19 protein-coding genes and 1 riboswitch are annotated in these 17,738 nt (G+C 48.2%); of the genes, 16 read left to right on the top strand and 3 right to left on the bottom strand.

Annotated features, from left to right (window positions below):
• The 12 genes from gspE (at position 1) to cysQ (ending at position 9,697) form a co-directional block, all read left to right on the top strand.
• Complete coding sequence (gspE, locus tag LRP50_RS23925) at positions 1 to 1,539, top strand: type II secretion system ATPase GspE (protein WP_274166935.1); 1,539 nt, start codon at positions 1 to 3, stop codon at positions 1,537 to 1,539.
• The gene (gene gspF, locus LRP50_RS23920) at positions 1,539 to 2,762 is read left to right on the top strand and encodes a type II secretion system inner membrane protein GspF (RefSeq protein WP_274166934.1); all 1,224 of its coding nucleotides are present in this window, start codon (positions 1,539 to 1,541) and stop codon (positions 2,760 to 2,762) included. The genes gspE and gspF overlap by 1 nt, the downstream gene beginning before the upstream one ends.
• Positions 2,763 to 2,806: 44 nt before the next feature.
• Complete coding sequence (gene gspG / locus LRP50_RS23915) at positions 2,807 to 3,244, top strand: type II secretion system major pseudopilin GspG (RefSeq protein WP_028024302.1); 438 nt, start codon at positions 2,807 to 2,809, stop codon at positions 3,242 to 3,244.
• Between the two features lie 3 nt (positions 3,245 to 3,247).
• The gene (gspH, locus tag LRP50_RS23910; RefSeq protein WP_274166933.1) at positions 3,248 to 3,805 is read left to right on the top strand and encodes a type II secretion system minor pseudopilin GspH; all 558 of its coding nucleotides are present in this window, start codon (positions 3,248 to 3,250) and stop codon (positions 3,803 to 3,805) included.
• The gene (gene gspI / locus LRP50_RS23905; protein WP_274166932.1) at positions 3,802 to 4,164 is read left to right on the top strand and encodes a type II secretion system minor pseudopilin GspI; all 363 of its coding nucleotides are present in this window, start codon (positions 3,802 to 3,804) and stop codon (positions 4,162 to 4,164) included. Before gspH ends, gspI begins: the two co-directional genes overlap by 4 nt.
• Positions 4,148 to 4,795 carry a type II secretion system minor pseudopilin GspJ gene (gene gspJ / locus LRP50_RS23900; protein ID WP_274166931.1) on the top strand — a complete coding sequence of 216 codons (648 nt, stop codon included), beginning with the start codon at positions 4,148 to 4,150 and terminating at the stop codon, positions 4,793 to 4,795. The genes gspI and gspJ overlap by 17 nt, the downstream gene beginning before the upstream one ends.
• Positions 4,792 to 5,817, top strand: a complete 1,026-nt coding sequence (gene gspK, locus LRP50_RS23895; RefSeq protein WP_274166930.1) for a type II secretion system minor pseudopilin GspK — start codon at positions 4,792 to 4,794, stop codon at positions 5,815 to 5,817. The genes gspJ and gspK overlap by 4 nt, the downstream gene beginning before the upstream one ends.
• Complete coding sequence (gspL, locus tag LRP50_RS23890) at positions 5,789 to 6,994, top strand: type II secretion system protein GspL (RefSeq protein WP_274166929.1); 1,206 nt, start codon at positions 5,789 to 5,791, stop codon at positions 6,992 to 6,994. The genes gspK and gspL overlap by 29 nt, the downstream gene beginning before the upstream one ends.
• On the top strand, positions 6,995 to 7,480 hold the full coding sequence (locus LRP50_RS23885; RefSeq protein WP_028024308.1) for a type II secretion system protein M: 486 nt from the start codon (positions 6,995 to 6,997) through the stop codon (positions 7,478 to 7,480).
• Between the two features lies 1 nt (position 7,481).
• Positions 7,482 to 8,228 (top strand): type II secretion system protein N, encoded by a 747-nt coding sequence (locus LRP50_RS23880; protein ID WP_274166928.1) that lies wholly within the window; start codon positions 7,482 to 7,484, stop codon positions 8,226 to 8,228.
• 19 nt (positions 8,229 to 8,247) lie between these two features.
• Complete coding sequence (nudE, locus tag LRP50_RS23875) at positions 8,248 to 8,802, top strand: ADP compounds hydrolase NudE (RefSeq protein WP_274166927.1); 555 nt, start codon at positions 8,248 to 8,250, stop codon at positions 8,800 to 8,802.
• A 79-nt stretch (positions 8,803 to 8,881) separates the two neighbouring features.
• The gene (gene cysQ, locus LRP50_RS23870; protein ID WP_274166926.1) at positions 8,882 to 9,697 is read left to right on the top strand and encodes a 3'(2'),5'-bisphosphate nucleotidase CysQ; all 816 of its coding nucleotides are present in this window, start codon (positions 8,882 to 8,884) and stop codon (positions 9,695 to 9,697) included.
• Positions 9,698 to 9,796: 99 nt separating this feature from the next.
• Here cysQ and sthA read toward each other — a convergent pair whose 3' ends face one another.
• Positions 9,797 to 11,212: a Si-specific NAD(P)(+) transhydrogenase gene (gene sthA / locus LRP50_RS23865; RefSeq protein ID WP_274166925.1), complete on the bottom strand. Its 1,416-nt coding sequence runs from the start codon at positions 11,210 to 11,212 to the stop codon at positions 9,797 to 9,799.
• A gap of 159 nt (positions 11,213 to 11,371) precedes the next feature.
• The gene (locus LRP50_RS23860) at positions 11,372 to 12,352 is read right to left on the bottom strand and encodes a DUF2860 family protein (protein WP_274166924.1); all 981 of its coding nucleotides are present in this window, start codon (positions 12,350 to 12,352) and stop codon (positions 11,372 to 11,374) included.
• 275 nt (positions 12,353 to 12,627) lie between these two features.
• Between LRP50_RS23860 and fabR the strand changes: the two genes are divergently transcribed.
• On the top strand, positions 12,628 to 13,272 hold the full coding sequence (fabR, locus tag LRP50_RS23855) for an HTH-type transcriptional repressor FabR (RefSeq protein WP_274166923.1): 645 nt from the start codon (positions 12,628 to 12,630) through the stop codon (positions 13,270 to 13,272).
• Between the two features lie 5 nt (positions 13,273 to 13,277).
• Positions 13,278 to 13,655, top strand: coding sequence for a YijD family membrane protein (locus tag LRP50_RS23850; RefSeq protein WP_274166922.1), 378 nt, complete (start codon positions 13,278 to 13,280; stop codon positions 13,653 to 13,655).
• Positions 13,656 to 13,784: 129 nt separating this feature from the next.
• Here LRP50_RS23850 and trmA read toward each other — a convergent pair whose 3' ends face one another.
• The gene (trmA, locus tag LRP50_RS23845) at positions 13,785 to 14,891 is read right to left on the bottom strand and encodes a tRNA (uridine(54)-C5)-methyltransferase TrmA (protein ID WP_274166921.1); all 1,107 of its coding nucleotides are present in this window, start codon (positions 14,889 to 14,891) and stop codon (positions 13,785 to 13,787) included.
• Between the two features lie 149 nt (positions 14,892 to 15,040).
• Here trmA and LRP50_RS23840 point away from each other — a divergent pair, with 149 nt between their 5' ends.
• A complete protein-coding gene (locus LRP50_RS23840; protein ID WP_274166920.1) occupies positions 15,041 to 15,568 on the top strand; it encodes an ATP--cob(I)alamin adenosyltransferase in 528 nt (175 codons plus the stop codon).
• Positions 15,569 to 15,642: 74 nt separating this feature from the next.
• Positions 15,643 to 15,842: riboswitch (cobalamin riboswitch) on the top strand.
• Between the two features lie 45 nt (positions 15,843 to 15,887).
• Positions 15,888 to 17,711, top strand: coding sequence for a TonB-dependent receptor domain-containing protein (locus tag LRP50_RS23835; RefSeq protein ID WP_274166919.1), 1,824 nt, complete (start codon positions 15,888 to 15,890; stop codon positions 17,709 to 17,711).
• Positions 17,712 to 17,738 lie beyond the last annotated feature (27 nt).

The following is a 17,738-nucleotide window of genomic DNA, read 5'->3' as shown; positions in this document are numbered from 1 at the left end:
ATGGATACGCAGTCTGTAGATTTAGAAACGGACTTCATCAGCGAAGACTTTGACGCTGAAGTGGTGACAGCGGCAACGCGTTTGCCGTTTGGCTTTGCCAAGCGTCATGGCGTGGTCGTTGAGCGAACGGACGGTGGCTGGCTGTTGTATTACCGAGATCAACCGAAGCCAGCGGTATTGATGGAAGTACGCCGTGTACTTGGTCAAAGCTTTACACCGATACAGCTTCGCACTGAAGATTTTGACCCCAAGTTAACCCAGCTTTATCAGCGTGATTCATCCGAAGCGCAGCAACTGATGCAAGACATTGGTGCTGACAGCGATGACTTCTTTGCTCTTGCGGAAGAGCTGCCGCAAAGTGAAGATTTGCTTGAGTCCGAAGATGACGCGCCGATCATCAAATTAATCAACGCCATGCTTGGTGAAGCCATCAAAGAAACCGCGTCTGATATCCACATTGAAACGTTCGAGAAAAGTCTATCGATTCGCTTCCGTGTTGATGGCGTGCTTCGTGAAGTTTTAAGCCCTAGCCGCAAATTAGCGCCGCTGCTTGTTTCTCGTATCAAGGTCATGGCGCGTCTCGATATCGCAGAAAAACGTGTTCCTCAAGATGGTCGTATTTCACTGCGTATTGGTGGACGTGCTGTTGATGTGCGTGTATCTACCATGCCGTCATCCCACGGTGAACGTGTCGTATTGCGCCTGTTGGACAAAAATGCCACTCAACTTGACCTCGAAAGTTTGGGGATGACGCCATCTGTCCATGACAGCTTCCAAACCTTGATTAAGCGCCCACACGGTATATTACTGGTCACCGGTCCCACAGGTTCGGGTAAGTCGACCACCTTGTATGCCGGTTTGACGGAACTTAATAGCGCCGAGCGCAATATACTCACCGTCGAAGACCCGATTGAATTTGATATCAACGGCATTGGTCAGACGCAAGTGAACACCAAAGTTGATATGACGTTCGCGCGTGGTTTGCGCGCAATATTGCGCCAAGACCCTGACGTGGTAATGGTTGGTGAGATTCGTGATTTAGAAACCGCGCAAATTGCAGTTCAAGCTTCTTTGACGGGTCACTTGGTGATGTCGACCCTTCATACCAATACCGCAGTTGGTGCTGTCACGCGTTTGCGCGATATGGGGATTGAACCTTTCCTTGTTTCCTCCTCGTTATTGGGCGTATTAGCTCAACGCTTGGTTCGTACTTTATGCCCTGACTGTAAAGAAGCCTATGAGGCGGACACGCAAAGCAAAGCGTGGTTTGGTTTGGCAGAACATGAGCCATTGACCCTTTACCGTGCTAAGGGTTGTAAAGCCTGTAACCATAAAGGTTATCGCGGTCGAACGGGTATTCATGAACTGCTGGTTGTGGATACGCAAGTGCAGGAATTCATTCATAATGAAGCGGGCGAGCAGGCCATTGAACGCTATGTTCGCCAATCCTCCCCGAGCATTCGAGCGGATGGTTTGATGAAAGTGCGTAAAGGTCAAACGACGCTAGAAGAAGTTCTGCGTGTGACGCGGGAGGGGTAATGGCGGCGTTTGAATACAAAGCGTTAAATGCCAAAGGGCGCACCGTTAAGGGCGTGATTGAAGCGGATACAGCGCGATTGGCTCGCCAATTACTTCGTGAAAAAGCGCTAGTCCCGATGGAGATAGCGCAAACTCATGAGAAAGAACAGCAAAACCAAGCTAAACCCTCTGCAGGTTTTCAGCGTGGGATCAGCACAAATGATTTGGCACTGATCACCCGCCAGCTCGCTACATTGGTGCAAGCTGCCATGCCACTTGAAGAGTGTATCAAAGCCGTCGCGGAACAAACGGAAAAGCCACGGCTGAAGAACATGCTTACAGGGGTGCGAGCCCGAGTAGTTGAGGGGTATACCCTGTCAGATAGCTTTGGGGACTACCCTCATGTGTTTGACCAGCTCTTTCGCGCCATGGTCGCTGCAGGTGAAAAATCCGGTCACTTAGGGCCTGTGCTTGAGCGTTTGGCTGACTACGTCGAAAACCGACAGCAGGTGAAGAACAAGCTGATTCAAGCCATGGTTTACCCCATTGTGTTGACCGTGGCGGCTATCGCGATCGTGGCATTTTTGTTGGCGACGGTCGTACCAGATATTGTTGGGCAATTTCTAAAAACGGGTGCTGAGTTGCCCGGTATTACTCAGGTGTTACTTGCCGCCAGTGATTTTGTCACCGAGTGGGGATGGCTAGTGTTAGTCGTATTCGTCGCGACATTCGTGCTGACCAAGATGATGCTTCGAAACCCAAATCGAAAACTGGGTTGGGATAGAAATGTTCTCAGCATGCCTGTAATAGGACGTGTTGCGCGAGGGCTTAATACATCTCGTTTTGCGCGTACGTTGTCAATTTGTACCTCCAGCGCTATTCCGCTCTTGGACGGTATGAAAGTGGCTGCTGATGTGATGACAAACACTTGGGTGAAAACCAAAGTGTTGGAAGCCTCTGACCGAGTTCGTGAAGGCACAAGCCTTAGAGTGTCGTTGGAAAAATCGAAACTGTTTCCGCCAATGATGCTGCACATGATCGCCAGTGGTGAGCGAAGTGGCGAGCTAGAACAAATGCTGACTCGAGCGGCGGACAACCAAGACAGGGATTTTGAGTCTCAAGTGAACATCGCACTGGGTATTTTTGGTCCTTTGTTGATTATTGTGATGGCGTTAATCGTACTTTTCATTGTGGTGGCAACATTAATGCCTATTATTCAGCTCAACAATATTGTGGGCGTTTGATTTCAATATAAGCTGCCGAGCAGCAATTTTTCAGGAGAGAGAACATGCAACGACGTCAACAGGGCTTCACCCTGCTGGAAATCATGGTTGTCATCGTTATTTTGGGTGTGCTGGCAAGTTTGGTGGTACCAAACCTGTTGGGTAACAAAGACAAAGCGGATCAACAAAAAGCCGTCACAGACATTAGTTCACTTGAGGGTGTGCTAGATATGTACCGTCTGGATAACAGTGTTTATCCGACGACAGACCAAGGGTTGGATGCATTGGTCAGCAAGCCTAGCTCGTCTCCAGAGCCACGTAACTATCGTCAAGATGGCTACATTAAGCGTTTGCCGCAAGACCCTTGGGGTAACGATTATCAATACCTCAACCCAGGTGAGCATGGTTCCGTTGATATTTTCTCCTTGGGCGCGGATAACCAAGAAGGCGGTGAGGGTGTGAACCAGGACATTGGTAACTGGAACATGTTAGACCTTAAGTAATCGATGAAGAGAGGGCGCCCGTCCGGGTTTACATTGCTGGAAATTCTGCTTGTGATGCTGTTGTTAGCTATCAGCGCAGTGATCGTGGTGCCCAACCTTCCGCAAAACCAAAGTGATGAAGCTAAAGGGGAAGCCCAGCGTTTCTATCAATTGGTACAGCTTTGGACTGAACAAGCGTTGTTGAGCGGTCAAACGTTTGGCCTGCGAGTGAATGACAACAGCTACCAGTTGGTGCGTCTAACTCGAGAAGACTGGGTGCCAGTTGAAAAGGGGCGCACAGTCACTGAAGCCACCATGCCCGAAGGTATCGAGCTTGATTTGCAAGTCACGGGGTTTGTTGCTGAAGAAGATCGCCTTTTTGAGCGGACCGAACTGTTTGATGACGAAATGTTTGCTGAAGAAGAGGAAAAACCAAAACCACCACAAGTGGTGCTAATGGGTAACGGTGAAATCATCCCATTTTCGCTGACATTTTTAGCCAATGAGAAACGCCTGTGGCAAGTGGAAGGAAATGATGTGGCGACGTTCAAAATAACTGCGCTGAATGAGGGTAGAGAGTGAAGCGACTTCGCGGCTTTACCCTGATTGAAGTGCTAGTAGCCATGGCTGTTTTTGCGGTGGCTGCGCTAGCGGTGCTTAATGCCACCGGACAGCATGTGAATACACTCGGTGTGCTAGAAGAAAAAACCTTTGCTGCCATGGTGGCTGATAATCAACTGGCATTGTTGGTCTTGGAAGGAAAAGCGTTGTCTTCAGAAAAGAATGGCAGCTCAGAAATGGCTGGGCGAAAGTGGTATTGGACCATTAAACCCACGGCGACAGCAGACAGCATGCTTCGCGCTATCGACGTGATTGTTTGGCAAGACGAAACGAAGCGTAGCTCAATTGTGTCGGTGAGAACGTATGTTCCTGCAAATTAAGCGCCGATCTCGCGGGTTTACACTTATTGAAGTGTTGCTGGCCTTGATGATATTCGCCACGTTGAGCGTCGCGGCAAACCAGATATTCAGCAATGTGATTGCCAGTGATAAGCAAACAGAAGAAGTGGGTAATGCCCTAAAAACCTTGCAACGCACACTACTGATCATGGATAGCGATTTCCGCCAAATGATGGCGAGACAATATCGCGATGGTGGTGAGGAAGCGCAAGAGTCATTGCTCGAACTTGGTGATGATGTGAATGAATCGGAATCTCAGGGAATACGCTTTGTTCGCGGTGGGTGGATTAACCCACAAGCCCTGTTCCCTCGCGGAGAAGTGGTCAAGGTGGGGTATCGCATTCAAGATGACACGTTAGAGCGCGTTCGTTGGATGTACCCTGATGATAGTTCGGCGGTTGACCCTGCTGTGATGCCAGTGATGGAAGGTGTCACAGATATTAAATTTGAAGTGCTGGGCAGTGAGAGTTGGCAGCAAAGTTGGGACACTCCGCTTGAGATGCCGAAAGCTGTCCGAGTGACACTCGACACCGAGCGCTATGGTGAGTTGACCCGAGTTTATTTACTGCCTGGGCAAGTGTTACCTGCGCCAATTGCTGGTGGCGTACAATGATAATGAAAACGCACGGCCGACAATCACAACGCGGTGTTGCACTGCTTGTCGTGCTTTTGATCATGGCTTTGATGACCATGGTGTCAGTGAACATGGCAAGCCGTATGTTCGTGAACTTTGACCGAGCAGAAAGCCAAATTCGTTACCAGCAGGCATATTGGTATGCGCAGTCGGTAGAATCACTTGCTCGTTTTGGTCTTGAAGAGAGTTTTGGTGACGACGACACGGTGACGTTGAGTCAACCTTGGGCTGTGCGTGATCAGATTTACCCTCTTGATGGCGGACAGGCAACAGGCAACGTTTACGATCGTCAGGCCTGTTTTAATGTCAACGGGTTGCGAGATATCAAGCCGACTGAGAATGGCACCAATCCGGCGCTGGTAATTGCGCTGCAACAGTTGATTGAATCGCAAGACATTGACAGCTTTGAGGCGGAAACGGTTGCGGCAGCAACGTGGGAATACATCGATATTAACACCAATGTTCAATCGCCGTTGGGCGTTGAAGATAGTGAATACGAAGCACGTCCGATACCGCACGTTGCTCCCAATGGTTTGATTGCTGATATATCAGAATGGCGTGCCATTAACGGTGTGACCCGTGAAATTTATGAGAAAGTGAGCCCGTTGCTGTGTGCGATTCCCAGCAATAAGCTGGTGGTGAACATCAATACGCTGACGGAAGAAGATGCACCGATCCTGACTGCATTGCTGCACCCTAACTTGTCGGAAGATCAAGCGAAGCAGCTGATCAACGAGCGAAATGCAGTTGATGGTTGGAAAGACATCGCGAGTTTTATTGCAGAGCCTGTACTCTCAGGGCTTAGCGACGAAGATAAAGAAAAGCTACAAAAAAATCTTGATGTGCGAAGCCGCTATTTTGAGTTGGACACGGAAATAACCCTCGACAGCACGTCGTTACGATTACGAGCGCTGTTGCAAAGGGATGATAATGGTACGGTGACTGTAGTTCGTCGCCGCTTTGGAGGAATGAGTGAGCGAGATCCTGACAATAAGGCTTAACTGCGATACGCAGGAACCCATACCTTGGCTGGTGTGGTCAACGAGCCAACAGGAAGTGATCGCGTCAGGCGAAGCTGACAGTTTGTCACAGTTGACAGACTATGCTGTCGATCGAGAGGTGGTGGCGCTGGCTGACAGTGCTGCAGTTACCTTAGCGACAGTGGCTATCCCATCTGGGAGTGCGCGTCAGTTAGAGAACGTATTACCTTTCCTGCTCGAAGATGATTTGGCACAGGACGTGGATCAAGTTCATGTTACTTTGTTGAGCAAAAGTGCTGAGCAAGCGCATGTGGCCGTGGTTGAAAAGCGCATCATGCAGCAGTGGCTTGATGCCTTGGCCGATGCGGGTCTTACTGTGCGTCGTCTTATTCCTGATTGCTTGTGCTTACCGCTTGATGAAGACGCCTACAGTGTCGCGAAGCTCAATGACCGTTGGCTTGTGCGCGTAGATGAAACCTCAGGGGGCATGGCTGAAATGCTGTGGTTGCCAGTGTGGTTGCGTAGTTTGCACGAGCAAGAAGATGCTGATGCACCAATGAAAGCGGTTGTTAGTTACTCTGAGTTGCCAGAGGGTGCTGCTGAAAATTGGCGAAGTGAGCCAGCCGAATTGGTCATGATGCTACTTGCGCAAGGCGCATTAACTAGCCGATACAATCTGCTCGTTGGTCAATATAAGCCTCAAAATCAAATCTATAAGCACCTTAAACCTTGGCGAAGTGTTGCTATTGCGGCTGCCTTGTTACTCTCAGTGCTAGGCGCTGAGCAAGTGGCGGGTATCTATCAAATGGAAGCACAAGCTGATGAATATCGCGCCCAAAGTGAGGCGCGAGTGCGTGCACTGTTGCCTCAAAACCAACGCATTCCTACCACCAGTTATATGCGCCGTATACTCGAAAGCGAAGTGACACGATTATCTGGAACGGGAAGCAGTTCTGGTGTCATGATTTGGCTTGCCGAACTAGGCCCGATTTTGGACGGGGCGTCAGGCATCAAGTTGGATGCCATGCGCTTCGATCGTGATCGTGGTGAGTTGCGTCTGAATGCTCGCGGCAAAGACTTTGGTGATTTCGAAAAACTGCGTGAGGCACTGTCCGCGAAGTATTCGACAGAATTAGGGCAATTGAGTCGTGATCAGCAAAGCGTCACGGGTGCATTTGTCTTGCGAAAGGAGCCATAAATGAAAGCGATATTGGCTTATTGGCAAGGGCTATCTAAGCGAGAGCAACGCCTGATGGGCGTTGCAACAGCCGTATTACTTCTCGGCGGCCTGTATTGGGGAGTGGTGAGTCCACTTCAAGCTCGAGCAGAGCAAGCTCAGCAACGTGTGAACAGTGAAAAGAATCTGCTGGCTTGGGTTAATGGTAAAGCGGCTGAAATCCAATCACTACGCGTTACTGCGGGAAGTCGTGGACAGGCGAGTGCGTTGCCGCTCAATCAGTCTGTGACCACCAGTGTTAAGCGCTACAACCTTGAAATTGTGCGTCTTCAGCCACAGCAAGAGCAGATCCAAGTTTGGTTGAAACCCATGCCATTTAATACCTTGTTAAGCTGGCTCGACTTTTTGTCCGTGAGTCACGGCGTGCAGGTGAAGTTCATTGATATAGGTAAGACCGATAAGTCGGGATTGGTTGAAGTAAAGCGCCTGCAATTAGGACGAGGGTAAGATGAAGCGCACAGTCCTCATGAGTATCGTGTTTGTACTGGTCTTACTGACTAGTGTTGTGGTGCATACTCCAGCTAGTTTTGTTTTTCGCTACATTCCGCCTGTAAACGGGTTGGAAGTGAATGGCGTATCTGGAACTATCTGGAATGGCATGGCGTCAGATTTTCGTTGGCAAGGTCAGTCTCTTGGTGCCATCAATTGGCAGTTCAACCCACTCGCACTGTTAGCAGGGAAGGCGGATCTCGGTGTTCGCGTTTCCGGCGTGCCCGGATTCTCTGTACGTGGCAACGTTGGGTATGGCTTTAGTGGGGTGTATGCAAATCAATTGCTGCTCTCTGCGCCCGCGCACTTTGTTCAATCATTTATCCCTTATCCAATGCCTGTTAGTTTAAAAGGGCAGTTTGATCTCACTCTTCGTGATTACCAATTGCAGCAACCTTTCTGTGATGTGCTTGACGGCACGCTGGCTTGGTCGCAAGGTAGTGTTGACTCGCCAATGGGGTCGGTTGAACCTGGTTTGGTGATGGCACAACTAACGTGTGACACCGGTCGTGTATTGGTGAGTGGAGACAGTGATTCGGAAGCTCTTGAAACTGAATTTAATTTATCTTTGTCACCGGACCAGCAATATAGCGTAAGCGGGTGGTTTATTCCGGGTGATGCTCTGCCTCAGGGTATCAAAGGCCAGTTGGGTTGGTTGGGCGCGCCAGATGGAGAAGGGCGTTACCGGTTGAGCTTCAACGGTTAGGCTTCTGCAGGAGAGAATGATGACGCAAAAGACAGTAGCACCAGAAATTCTTGATGCGAAGGTAGTCGCGAAATCGCGGTTATTTCAAATTGAAGCGTTAGATCTTCGCTTTAGTAATGGTGTTGAACGCACCTATGAGCGAATGAAACCAAGCGGACGAAACGCCGTAATGGTGGTCCCCGTGACAGACAATGGCGATATGTTGTTGGTCAGAGAATATGCCGCCGGCACAGAACGTTATGAACTAGGCTTTCCTAAAGGACTCATTGATCCTGGTGAAACCGCTTTGGAAGCAGCTAACCGAGAATTAAAAGAAGAAATTGGCTTTGGTGCCAATCATATGATCCCGCTGAAAGAAGTGGTGCTTGCACCGTCGTATTTTTCCAGCAAGATGACCCTGTTACTGGCGCAGGACCTTTACCCAGAGAAGCTCGAGGGCGATGAACCCGAGCCATTGGAATTGGTCCGCTGGCCGCTTGCGCAGGCAGAAGAATTATTAGCGCACGTCGATTTTGGGGAAGCTCGCAGTATTACTGCATTAATGTTGGCATTGAGGCAGTTGAACAGCCGTTAACCGTTTGTAGGGACGTCTGTGAAGGTGACCATTGTCAGCCAAGCAAAGTCGTAGTGTGAGAGCCCAAAAGGAGTAAGGTATGGAGCTGTCACAGCTATTGCAACCTGTCATAGAGATTGCTCGTGAATCAGGGCAAGTGATCTTAGATATTTATCAGCGTGGCGATTTTGAAAAGAACATCAAAAGCGATGATACGCCAGTTACAAGCGCTGACATGGCTGCACACAAGCTTGTTACAGAGCGTTTAAGCGCACTGACACCAGATATTCCTGTTTTGTCTGAAGAGGATGCCTCTGTACCTCTCGAAGAACGCGAAACATGGACACGTTACTGGTTGGTCGACCCACTAGATGGCACGCAAGAGTTCATTGCGGGCAGCGGTGATTTCGCGACAATCATTGCGTTGGTAGAAAATAATCAGCCAATTATGGGCGTCGTCTATGGCCCTGTTTCTGGTGTGTCGTATTATGCCGCGAAAGGGCTCGGTGCGTGGAAAGTGATGCCTGATGGTGAAAAAGTCCGTCTGTCGATCATGAAGCATGATGGTGACGTAAAATCACTGTCTATCGCCATCAGCCGACGTCAAAACATTAAAGCAATCACTGAACGGTTAGCACCGAGTTTGAATTACAACTTAGTGCCGCTAGGCTCTGCTGCATTAAAGTCGTGTTTGGTTGCTGAAGGAGCGGTTGATTGTTATTTACGTCTCGGTCCGACAGGAGAGTGGGATACTGCAGCGACGCAGTGCATTGTTGAAGAGTCGGGCGGTCGTATTCTCGATACTACCCTGTCTCCGCTTTCCTACAACGAGCGGGATTCGTTAGAAAATCCTAACTTCATTGTCATGGGTGATACGGATTTGCCATGGCGTGACATCGTGCGTCTCGAAGGCTAAAAAATACAGATCACAGCCCAGAGGTCTGTCGATAGGTTAACGGCATAAAAAACGGAGCATTCGCTCCGTTTTTTCGTTTCTAAGGTGATACTTCTCTGGTTAGAACAAACGATTTAAACCATTCAATGCAGCGACGCGATACGCTTCCGCCATGGTTGGGTAGTTGAACGTTGTATTGATGAAGTAATCAAGCGTGTTGCCTTCGCCTTTTTGCTCGAAAATGGCCTGTCCGATGTGAATAATTTCAGCAGCACGTTCACCAAAACAGTGAATACCCAAGATTTCTTTGGTTTCACGGTGGAACAATATTTTCAAACTGCCCACATCCATACCCGCAATTTGCGCTCGTGCTAAATGTTTAAATTGGGCGCGACCTACCTCGTAAGGCACTTTAGCTGCAGTGAGTTCTTGTTCGGTTTTTCCCACAGAGCTGATTTCTGGAATGGTGTAAATACCAGTAGGGATATGGTCAATCAGTCGACCATTTGCCTGTCCTTCGACAATCGCCTGAGCAACAATTCTGCCTTGGTCATAGGCAGCGCTGGCTAGACTTGGGTAGCCAATGACATCACCCACGGCGTAAACATGTTCAACGGCAGTGCCATAGTTGTCATTCACACTCAGTTGTCCGCGGGAGTCAGCTTTCAGCCCCACCGCTTTTAGGTTCAGTGCATCTGTGTTACCGGTTCTACCATTGGCAAACAGCAGGCAATCGGCTTTCATCTTCTTGCCAGATTGAAGGTGAAGGATAACGCCTTCTTTTGTGCCTTCGATTTTCTCGTAGGTTTCATCATTACGGATCAGAACACCGCTATTCCAGAAGTGATAAGACAGCGAGTCTGACATTTCGTTATCAAGGAAGGACAGCAGGCGATCTCGCGTATTGATGAGGTCAACTTTGATGCCTAAACCACGGAAAATAGAAGCATACTCGCTGCCAATAACACCCGCTCCATAAATAATGACGTGGCGCGGATCATGCTGTAGAGAGAGGATGGAGTCACTGTCATAAACACGAGGGTGTGTGAAATCAACATCTTTAGGGCGATATGGGCGAGAGCCTGTGGCAATCACAAACTTATCGGCAGTGTATTTGTCGATGGTGCCGTCTGCAGCTGTGAGCTCCATTTCATGCGTGTTACTAAAACGCGCAGTGCCGTGCAGAATGGTACAGAGATTTCTGTCGTAGAACCCCTGACGCATACGAGTTTGTTTTCCAATCACGGATTGCGCATGGCCTAAGATGGCAGAAAATGTGCTGTGAATATGTTGATTGTCACCAGTATAAATCGGGCTCTGATTGAACTCGATAATACGGCTGACGGTGTGCCTTAATGCTTTGGACGGAATGGTACCCCAGTGAGTACAGCCTCCACCTACCGTACTTTCTTTTTCAACAACGGCAACGCGTAATCCTGCTTTGGTTAAACCCATTGCAGCACCTTCGCCGCCGGGCCCACTGCCGATCACGATGACATCAAAATGGCTGGACGATGTAGGGGTCGTTTTGCTCATATCCGTATGACCTTTTGTTTTCATTATATTCTGGTTGTTTGGTGATAAGTGTAACGCCCATGTTACGTAACGAGAATACACTCTCTACTATTCAGCGTAGGTGATCACGCTACATTAATGAAAAACCGTTCAATAATGGGAATGGCTGCCGAAACGCCATCAAAATGAGATGTTGAAACCCGAGGAGAAGAAATATTCTTCGAAAGAATAAAAATCGATGGTGGAGCGATGATTGCTGTAACTTGCCAACGATAGGAACGACAAATTTTCATTTCCAAACAAGGATACGAATTCGTAAGCACCAAATACAGAGTATTGAGCGTCGGATCGTTGCTCTTCAAAAATTGGGTTAGTTTTATCGAATTTGGATAAGCCCGTTGCCAGTGTCGCGGCAAATTTATGGCGATTGTGGAGCTTGAACCAGGTTCCTTCAGCACTGAGGTGATTGTATGTCATCGCGTTACCTTCGGTATCGTGGTGAAGGTAACGCAGAGAAACACTATACCCACTCGTGACAGTGAGCATTTCTTGATAACTCAGTTTGCCAAAATAGCTATGAGCATTACGATTCATACTCTTTTGTTCAGGCCTATCGAGGTGAGTTTGCCCTGATTTTTCCTCATCAATTTTGATGTTAGCAAAACCGATATCGATGGAAAATGGTGAGCCGTTGATGTGAGATAATGACAATAGGTATGCATTGCCATTTCTGTCTGTTTTTTCGCGTGAAGTGTCCCAGTTATATGGGTCTTGCCATACTTCGTCTGTTAATACCGTGGGTAAAAATGCCAAGCTGAATGTTGTGCCTGAATGGGTTAAGTGGCGGTAACCCATTTCCAATGCGATGAGGCCGGTTGCAATATCTTCACGTGATGTACCGATGAATAATTGCTTATTTAACTCATCGCCAAAGGTATAAGTGATGTTTCCTAGTCCGGCTCCGAGAAGCTCTTCAGATCGCGCCTGTTCGCCATTTGGTAAATGAGCATCAACAGTGGTGGATAAAGTAGAGTCGGTCGACGATACGGCTGCCAATAAAGAAAAATTGCCACTGATACCTTCCTCAGGAGCAAGCTGTGCATGTCCTATCGACGAGTATCCCAATAGCAGGAAGCTGACGGCAATATGGGTATATTTCATTAGGCTGGCCTTATTTATTGAGCAGGAGTAAGACGACGTAGTGCAGATTCTAGAGCGTGGAAGGTGTGAACGACATAGCTCAAATTTGTAAGTATCGAATGCAATATGTACTAAAAGTGGCGCGAGCAATGATGGTGCGTACCATTAAGTGCAAAAATGAATCACCAAGTCGGTGATCCAACTCAGGATTACAAAAAGTGCTACTCACAGGCACTGAACTGATGAAAAAAAGCGAGTATAGTTTGCTCTTAGATTTCATGAGGTAAACACTGGCGATGGGAATAAGAGCACAACAGAAAGAAAAAACTCGGCGAACGCTGATTGATGCGGCATTTAGCCAGCTCAGCGCAGACCGGAGCTTTTCCAACCTCAGTCTACGTGAAGTAGCGCGTGAAGCTGGTATCGCGCCAACGTCGTTCTATCGTCACTTCAAAGACATGGATGAACTGGGTTTGACCATGGTCGATGAAGGCGGTTTGTTGCTGCGTCAGTTAATGCGCCAAGCTCGCCAACGTATTGCTACAGAAGGCAGTGTGGTAAGAACGTCGGTGGAAACCTTCATGGAATTTATTGAAAGTAGCCCTAATATACTTCGGCTGCTATTACGTGAACGTTCGGGTACGTCGACGGCATTTCGTGCCGCTGTCGCACGAGAGATCCAACACTTTGTTGCGGAACTGACAGAATATTTCGAAGCAACCGCAGGGTTGACGCGTGAAGAAGCCTATAATCAAGCTGAGGCATGTGTGACTTTGGTGTTCAGTTCCGGTGCTGAAGCGCTGGATTTGGACAAGCGTGCTCGTGCTGAGCTTGCAGAGCGACTGGTTACTCAGCTTCGCATGCTGTCAAAAGGTGCGTATTGGTATCGAAAAGAACGTGAACGTAATGCTCTCAAGGATAAGTTGTCTTCAGGCAGGTAAAAATTATGGAACAGAATCACCAATCAGAGCGTAAATTTCTTCTACTCGCTGTGCTCGCCGGTTTGTGCGGCAGTGCGACTCTCGCAACGTTTTTTATCGATAGCGTTGCCTTCTCCGTATTCCCCGTTATTGCATTCGTGCTGTCGGTATACTGCTTTTACCAGCAACACGTTAATCAACCGCTGACTGAAGGAACACCGCTGATCGCGTTTGCTTGTTTCCTTGTGGGTGCGTTTGGCTATTCCGCTTTTGTTCGTATGCAAGTGCCGGATCTTGGCGGTAACTTCTTCTCGATCATTGTCACCATGCTGTTGGCTTTCTGGGTCGTTCACAAAATGGGCTGGCTGACGATGAACAAGAAAGAAGAAACAGCCAGCGAGTAAGTGGCGATCATGATTCGTCATTGTTGGGGTTAAGCAACTGAGCCTCGCACAGCGTATCAATTCATCATTGTCGAAATGCTAATATCAAAAAAGGAGCCTATCGGCTCCTTTTTTGTCTGTTATCTTGGCTTATTTTCGTTCAAGCAGAACGCCAGCTTCCATGTGATGTGTGTATGGGAACTGATCAAATAATGCGAAACGCGAAATAGTGTGCGTTTCAGATAAGATGGCTAAGTTCTCTTTTAGCGTTTCTGGATTGCACGAGATATAGAGGATACGATCGTAGCCTTGCACCATGCGACAGGTTCCTTCATCCATGCCTGAGCGCGGTGGATCGACAAAGATGGTATTGCAGTTATAGCTCTTCAAATCGACACCTGCTTGTTGCAGACGACGAAACTCGCGCTTGCCTTCCATCGCTTCCGTAAACTCTTCCGCAGACATGCGAATGATCTGTACGTTTTCGATCTTGTTGATGGCAATGTTGAACTGCGCTGACTCAACCGACGGCTTTGCCAATTCAGTGGCTAGCACGCGATCGAAATTGTCTGCCAACGCCAGTGAAAAGTTACCATTACCACAGTAAAGCTCAAGCAGATCGCCCGTGCTTTCTTGCGTGCAATCAACGGCCCATTCCAGCATTTTCTCAGCCACTTTACCGTTTGGCTGGGTAAAACTATTTTCAATTTGCTGATAGGTGAGAGGTCGACCATCGACAGTGAGTTTTTCCAACACGTAATCACGGTCAAGGATGATTTTTTGCTTACGTGCGCGACCAATGAGGTTGAGATTGAACCCTTCATCATTTAAGCGTTGTTTGAGTGTGCGAGCGTTGGCCTCCCACTCTTCATCCAATTGGCGGTGGTAAAGCATAGAAACGAGTACTTCACCGCTCATGGTAGACAGAAAGTCTACTTGGAACAGTTTACGGCGCAGGCTTTCAATCGGTTTGATGGCGTCAACCAGCAGTGGCATCAAATCATTGATGATGCGACTTGCCTGTGGAAACTGATCCACACGGTACTTCTGCTTGGTTTCCTGATTGAACATGATGTAGTAAAGGTCGTCGCCTTCATGCCAGACGCGAAACTCAGCACGCATTCGGTAGTGCTTGTCTGGTGATGGGAACACCTCTAACTCAGGGGCATTGAACTCGGAAAATGTCGATTGCATACGTGCAATCTTTTCGTCCAGTTGCGCCTGGTATTGGCTGGTGTCAATCAGGGTGTTGCTCATATTACCTAACCTGCATAACTAAAAATGAGCGCAAATTGTATGTAGCCAAGCTGTATTGTCCAGCCTTTTCGCTGACTTTTTCGCCAGCAGAAGCGTAAACATATCGGTTAGGATAAGATTGGCACAACCTTAAGAGACTGAGTTGACCAATGAGTATTCAAAAGTCGAAAAATCGCAAAGAGATTTGTTACCCCTTTATTTATGAATCTGCACTCACGTGTGATTACGAAATTCATACTGATGAGCTGTGTAGCTTGGTAGGGATGGTTTTGGCACAGATGCCTGAGGGTTTTGACGATGTCGTGGCAGATTTGGAAACGCTTCACCCTAAAATCTATCATCTCAATGGTTCTGTTCGTGGCAAGAATGGCATCTTTGAGGAAGACTTAGAGTGGCTGCATGCGCGATATGACTTTTACAACGAAGAAAGTCGCGGTCGTGTCTCGCGCTTCGTGTTGCCTCGAGGCCCCGTTGCTGTGATGGCATTACATCAATGTCGTACCGGTGCAAAGAAAACCGTCCGCTTACTTCATCGTTTAGATGAGTCGGGCGAGACGTTTGAGCCTACGCTGCCAAGGTTTGCTAACTTACTTGCAAACTTCTTCTTTGTCTTGACCGTGTACATCAAGATGAAGCTGGATGTCGAAGAAGTGGATTACATCAGCATCAACTACTAACTTCCGAATGTCTTCTTCCTAGCACTTTCCAAGCTAATTAGGGGCAGATCTCATAATCTAAGTATTAAAGGCGCGCTGACTTATCTATAATCGGCGCGCTTTTTACTTCCAGCTGGGAATCTGGTGTAAGTCCAGAACTGGCGCGCAGCGGTAATGAGAAACGAAAATGACATGGCAAAAGCCAGACACTGTATTCCTATGAACATAGAGTATGGGAAGTCGTCATCGTAGGTCGTCTCTAAGTCCGAATATCAGCTGGGTTACAATATGGTCTCAGGATTTCCTGACATCATTAGATACACGCGAAAATGGATCTGATATGTCTCATAAGTATTGGGTAGCTGGAATGCTGCCAATGGCTGTGTTTGCGCACGCCGAAACAACCACCCCTTCTATCGACGACACAATGGTCGTTACCGCCTCTCGATTTGAACAGCCCGTTTCTACTGTACTCGCACCTGTTTCTGTTCTTACTCGCACTGACCTTGAAGAACTTCAAGCAAACAGCTTGGTTGATGCGTTGAAAACGCTGCCGGGTATTGAGATTGGCCAAAGCGGTGGTCGCGGGCAAAACGCGTCGATTTTCTTGCGTGGTACAGAGTCTCGTCATGTATTGGTGCTGGTAGACGGAGTTCGTCTCCCTCGTACTATGCTAGGTACGGTCGATTTCAATATGTTGCCGCTTAATACAGTAGAGCGTATTGAAGTGATCCGTGGCTCTGGTGCAACGGTTTATGGCTCTGACGCGATTGGTGGTGTGATTAACATTATTACCCGTAACGACGCTGAATCAACGCGTTTTAGTATTGGCGGAGGCAGCTTTGGCACTGCTTCGGCAGATGTTGGCGTTACCCGCAAATTGACAGATAACCTGTCTATGCAATTGATGGGGGGCTTGGAGTCAGTTGACGGTTACAACGTTCGTCCAGACATTGCGCCAGCCGATGACGAGCATGGGTTTGAAAGTAAAAACGTATCGCTTCGTTTGAGCTACGCGCCAAGTCAAAACTGGAACTCAAACGTTATTGGTCGTTGGTACGAGAACCAAATTGGCTATGCGGGCGGTAAGGGTGAGAAGAAATACCTTTGGGTTGAGAGTAAATCTATTGGTGCGGATTCTGGCTACACGTCAGGCAAGTGGAACACCCTAGCGCGCGTTGAAGTGGGCGAGCAAAAGAATTATGACTATGCCGAAGGTGCTAGCCCATCAGCAGATAACCTAACCAGTGAAATTCGCCAAATTTACTCAAGCTTGACGTCTCGCTACCAAGCGAGAGAAAACTTGGCTCTGACCGCTGGCGTTGATTTGACGTTGGAGAAAATCCTCGACGGTAGCTTTATCTCAATTGATTCAATGGAAGATAATCCTCGTCAAAATATTGGTGTGTTCGGTTTGGCTAACTGGAATGTTACGGACAGCATTTTGCTGGAAGGTAGCGTGCGCCATGACGACAATGACCAGTTTGGTGGCAACACCACCAGTTTGATCTCAGCCGGGTGGACGATAAACGAAGACTACCGTTTATTTGCAAGCTACGGTACGGCGTTTAAAGCCCCTACATTCGACAAACTTTATGGCTCGAGCGGTAATGTTAACTTGAAACCTGAAGAGTCAGAGAATGTAGAGGTTGGCTTTGAGGGAACGACGTACGATGTAAGCTGGAGCCTGAATGGTTACATCAATACCATCGACAACCTGATCGTTTACTCGGGTAGCTGGCCAAATGGTAAACAAGAAAACGTTGAAGAAGCGCGTATCAAAGGTATTGAGCTGATGGCAGATTTCGACCTAGGCTCAGTTTATAACCAAGTGTCACTTGAACTTCGCGATCCAAAAGATTTGTCGAAGAATGAGCAACTGGCGCGTAGAGCAAAAGAAGTCGCGAAATGGCGCACATCAGTATGGTTGGGTGATGTGTTGCTAGGTACGCAGTTTATGTACCAAGGCGAGCGTCCAAACTTCTCAGGTGGTGGCATGCTGGATGCTTACTCGGTTTGGGATTTGACTACGCAATACGACATTTCGAACAACATTACCCTAGGTGGTAAAGTGGCGAACCTGTTCGATGAGGAATATGAAACCGCAGGTGATTACCCGGCGGCAGAGCGAGCGTTCTACGTTAATCTGAACTTCGCGTACTAATCGTATCTTTTGTTAAAAGCCGCCATC

It is taken from the genome of Enterovibrio gelatinilyticus (assembly GCF_028683095.1).
In the GTDB taxonomy this organism is placed as follows: Bacteria; Pseudomonadota; Gammaproteobacteria; order Enterobacterales; family Vibrionaceae; genus Enterovibrio; species Enterovibrio gelatinilyticus.
Note: the sequence above shows the minus strand (reverse complement) of the source record. Positions and strands in the feature narration are given on the sequence as shown.